3 protein-coding genes are annotated in these 4435 nt (G+C 73.4%); 1 reads left to right on the top strand and 2 read right to left on the bottom strand.

Features of this window, described 5'->3' with window-relative positions; genetic code table 11:
* Positions 1-434, bottom strand: a 434-nt coding sequence (locus tag AOK11_RS01260; protein WP_157869258.1) for an alkaline phosphatase PhoX, incomplete at its 3' end; no start/stop codon positions are given.
* A gap of 381 nt (positions 435-815) precedes the next feature.
* Positions 816-2249 (bottom strand): hypothetical protein, encoded by a 1434-nt coding sequence (locus tag AOK11_RS01255; RefSeq protein WP_055591744.1) that lies wholly within the window; start codon positions 2247-2249, stop codon positions 816-818.
* A gap of 446 nt (positions 2250-2695) precedes the next feature.
* Between AOK11_RS01255 and AOK11_RS01250 the strand changes: the two genes are divergently transcribed.
* Positions 2696-4435, top strand: a 1740-nt coding sequence (locus tag AOK11_RS01250) for an endonuclease/exonuclease/phosphatase family protein (RefSeq protein WP_055591743.1), incomplete at its 3' end; no start/stop codon positions are given.

The raw sequence follows: 4435 nt of genomic DNA, 5'->3' as shown, positions 1-4435 counted from the left end.
CCGGGCGCGCCCGGGTCGTAGACGAGGCCCTCGACGAGCGGGACCGGGTGCTCCGCCTCGTCGCGCGGACCGTCCATCTCATGGTTGTTCACGAGGAGGGTGGTGCCTCGGGGACCCGCGAAGGCGGCGGTGCCGTCGTGCTCGGCGGGGGTGTACTCGCCGGACTCCAGCCGGGTCTTCCCGCAGTGGGTGAGGACGCGGTAGGAGAAGCCGGCGGGCAGGGCGAGGATGCCGTCCGGATCGGGGAGCAGGGGGCCGTAGCCGATCGTGGGGTGCTGGTGCCGGGCCTCCTGCCGATCCTCCCCCTCGCTCTCGGCGTCGTGGGAGGCGAGGGCGCCCGGCGCGGAGGCGAGGGCGCCCACGCTGCCCACCAGTGCGACACCGGCGCCGGCGACCGCGGATGTCCTGGCGAAGTCCCTGCGGGTGAGCGACATGGAGCCTCCTGTGACGGTGGGGTGCCGTGAGGGGGTGACGGGTCAGGTCTCGTTCACCGTCACGCTTGCGCCCCTGCCTGAACACCGGTTGAACTCCGCGGGGCCTCCCGACGGCCGCTTCGGTGAACCACGCGCGGCCGCGTCCACTTCACCCACCGAGCGGGGTACGCGGTCGCTTGCTGTGCTCGCCGACCGGGGTGTACGCCTGCCCGCCCCGCTCAACGAACGGGGTGCGACGCGCCCGCTCAACGGGGGGCGCGCCGCTCACTCCACCCGCCCACCGAGGTGCACGTCCGCCCCCGTGCACGCCGGCCGGGAGTGACGGACCCGCTCTGCCATCGGCGCGGGCGCCGGCTGTCCGTCCGAATCCTCTGCCGCGATTCAACTCCCGCGCTGCGAGCGCGCCTTGAAGGCGGCCTTGCGTGCGGCCTTGGCGACCGCCTTGTCCGGGTGCAGCCGGCCCATCGCCTCCAGCACGTCCGCCGTGGCCGGGTGCTCCACCCGCCAGGCGGTGGCGAAGAAGCCGCTGTGCTGGCGGGCCAGGCCCTCCACCAGGGCCTGCAACTCCTCGGAGTGGCCCTCGGCCGCGAGCTGTGCGGCCACCGTGTCGATGGTCAGCCAGAAGATCATGGCCTCGGAGGGCGGCGGTACGTCCGTCGCCCCGTGCTCGGTCAGCCACACCCGGGCCAGCCCGCCGAGTTCCGCGTCGTCGAGCACCTCGCGCAGGGCGGGCTCGGCCGAGACGCCGACCAGCGCCAGCGCCTGCTGGCACTGCAGCCGCCGCAGCGGCGCGTTCCCGTCGGTGCCGCGCGCGGCGGCGAGCAGTTCCCGGGCCGCGTCGAGGGGTTCGCGGCGGGCGAGCCACTGCTCGGTCTCCGCGTGGGCGGCCGCCGGCGGGAAGGCGGGGGTGCGGTCGAGCAGCGCGTCGGCGCCCTTGTCCGCGAGGTCCCCGACCGCCGGGGCGTCGAATCCCGCTTCCAGCAGGCGGGCGCGCAGCCCGTACAGGCCGAGCGGGGTCAGCCGCACCACGCCGTAGCGGGTGACGTCGGTGTCGTCCTGGGGCGGGGCGGGCTCCTCGTCGCCCTCGGCCAGCAGTGCCTCGTCGACCGGCTGGTACTCCACGAGTCCGGACGGCTCCAGCAGGCGGAACTGGTCGTCCAGCCGCATCATCGCGTCGGACACCTCCTGGAGCACGTCGTCGGTGGGCTCCGGCATGTCGTCGGGGACGATCACGGAGGCGGCCAGTGCGGGCAGCGGCACCGGCGGGCCGGCGGGCCCCGCCTCGCCGACGGTCAGCAGATACAGGTTGCCGAGGACCCCGTCGAGGAAATCCGCCTCGGCCTCGGGGTTCCAGTCGACCGAGGAGAGGTCGAGTTCGCCGGATCCGTCCCCGGCGGCGAGGGCGTCGACGAGTCCGTCGAGGTCGGGCACGCTCGCGTCGGCGAGTGCCGCCTCCAGTGCGGCGAGCCACACGGTGAGGACGTCCTGCGGCGCGCCGCCGGTGAGCAGCGCGAGGTCGGCGCCCGCCGTGACGGTGCCCTTCTCCTCGTCGACGACGTCGACGAGCCCGGCGTCCACGGCGGCGCGCCATGCCGCACTGGCGTCGGCGGTGGCGTCCTCGCCGCTCAGTCCGAGCTCCTCGGCCGCCGCGGGCAGTTGCTCGTCGACGAGCCCGCCGCCGGCGTCGACCCGCGTTTCGGGCCCGGCCCAGCGGGCGAGCCGGGCGGCCCGGGACAGCAGGGGCGTGGACAGTGCTTCGCGCGCCAGCTCCGCTTCGGGGTGCAGCCGCGCCGGCGGCATGGAGCTGTCTGACATCGGCTGTTTCTCCTAGGGTCTGTCCGGCGGATCACGTCGGGGGCAGCCGGCGGCAGCTGGCCGGCTGGGCCGGAGACGACTCGGCCACTCAGCCTAGACGGATTTCCGCCCAAGCCGCCCGCTTCACCTCCGCTTCACCCCCCGGGCATGGCCGAAACCTTGACAAGTGGCCTGACCAAGCTGGAGATTGACGCGCGTAGAAATCGGCGGACAGTTGTTCACCGGAGCCGGATGCCGGCCACGGACGCCATCCGTGGAGGCCGCCCCGCAGGCCACTCGGGGACCGGCTGCGGACGCCATCCGCAGAAGGCATCCTGAGAGGACGGGAGGCCGCGCAGGGTCGCGGGGCCGTCCACGGCAGCCCGCCCGCACCCCGCGCCCTCTCCACGCGTCACACGATTTTCCACCCTCGTCCCGGCACTCATCACATTCCCGGAGGGAATCCGTTGCCGAGCAAGTCGTCCGCGCGTCTCGCCGCGCTCACCGTCGCCGCCGTGTGCGCGGCGTCCACGATCACCCTCACCTCGCCCGCGCACGCGGAGTCCGTGCGCATCCACGACATCCAGGGCGACACCCGGACATCCCCGTACGCCGGGCAGCAGGTCACCGATGTGGCCGGAATCGTCACCGGCGTCCGCACCTACGGCTCGTCCCGCGGATTCTGGATCCAGGATCCGGCGCCGGACGCCGACCCGGCCACCAGTGAGGGCGTCTTCGTCCACACGGGCTCGACCCCCCAGGGGGTCGCCGTCGGCGACGCCCTCACGGTCTCCGGCACGGTGTCGGAGTACGTCCCCGGCGGCACGTCCTCCGGCAACCAGGCGCTGACGGAGATCACCCGCGCCACGTTCACCGTCGTCTCCAGCGGCAACCCGGTCCCGGCCGCGACCAGGATCGACGCCAGGTCCGTCCCCGCCGCCTACACCCCGGCCGGGGACGGCGCGGCGAACGGCTCCGTCAACGCCCTGCCGCTGCGTCCTGACCGCTACGCCCTGGACTTCTACGAGTCCCTGGAGGGCATGAACGTCCAGGTCTCCGACACCAGGGTGGTCGGCGCCACCGACCCGTACACCGAGCTCTGGGTCACGGTGAAGCCGAAGGAGAACCGCAACGACCGCGGCGGCACGGTCTACGGCTCCTACGACGACCGGAACACCGGCCGTCTGCAGATCCAGTCCCTGGGCCGGGCCGCGGACTTCCCCGACGCGAACGTCGGCGACACCCTCGCCGGCACCACCGCGGGCCCGCTGGACTTCAACCAGTTCGGCGGCTACACGCTGGTGGCGAGCGAACTCGGCACGCTCAAGAGCGGGGACCTGCGGCGCGAGTCGACGCGCGCGCAGCGCTCCGGCGAGCTGGCGGTCGCCACGTACAACGTGGAGAACCTGGACCCGTCCGACGACACGTTCGCCGCGCACGCCGAGGCGATCGTGGGGAACCTGAAGTCGCCCGACATCGTGTCCCTGGAGGAGATCCAGGACAACAACGGCGCCACCGACGACGGCACGGTCGCCGCCGACCGGACGGTGGCCCGGCTGATCGACGCGATCGAGGCGGCGGGCGGCCCGCGCTACGACTGGCGCGGGATCGACCCGGCCGACAAGGCCGACGGCGGCGAGCCGGGCGGCAACATCCGCCAGGTGTTCCTCTTCGCCCCGGAGCGGGTCTCCTTCACCGACCGCGCGGGCGGCGACGCCACGACGGCCACCGGCGTCACCAAGGTGCGCGGCAAGGCGGCCCTGACGGTCTCCCCCGGCCGCGTCGCCCCCGGGTCCGAGGCGTTCGCGAACAGTCGCAAGCCGCTGGCCGGCGAGTTCGTCTTCCGCGGCCGCACGGTCGTCGTGGTCGCCAACCACTTCGCCTCCAAGGGCGGCGACCAGGCCCTGACGTCGCAGTACCAGCCGCCGTCGCGCGGCTCGGAGACGCAGCGCCACCTCCAGGCGAAGGAGGTCCACGACTTCACCGCGAAGATCCTCGCCGCCCAGAAGAACGCGGCCGTCGTCGTCCTCGGCGACATCAACGACTTCGAGTTCTCCACGACGACGAAGATCCTCGAGGGCCGGGGCACCCTCTGGTCGGCGGTCAAGTCCCTGCCGCGGAGCGAGCGTTACTCGTACGTCTACCAGGGCAACAGCCAGGTGCTGGACCAGATCCTGATCAGCCCGTCGATCCGCCGCGGCGGATCG

The sequence above is a fragment of the Streptomyces hirsutus genome (assembly GCF_001418415.1).
In the GTDB taxonomy this organism is placed as follows: Bacteria; Actinomycetota; Actinomycetes; order Streptomycetales; family Streptomycetaceae; genus Streptomyces; species Streptomyces hirsutus.
The sequence above is the reverse complement of the archived record's forward strand: the minus strand, read 5'-3'. Positions and strand labels throughout refer to the sequence as shown.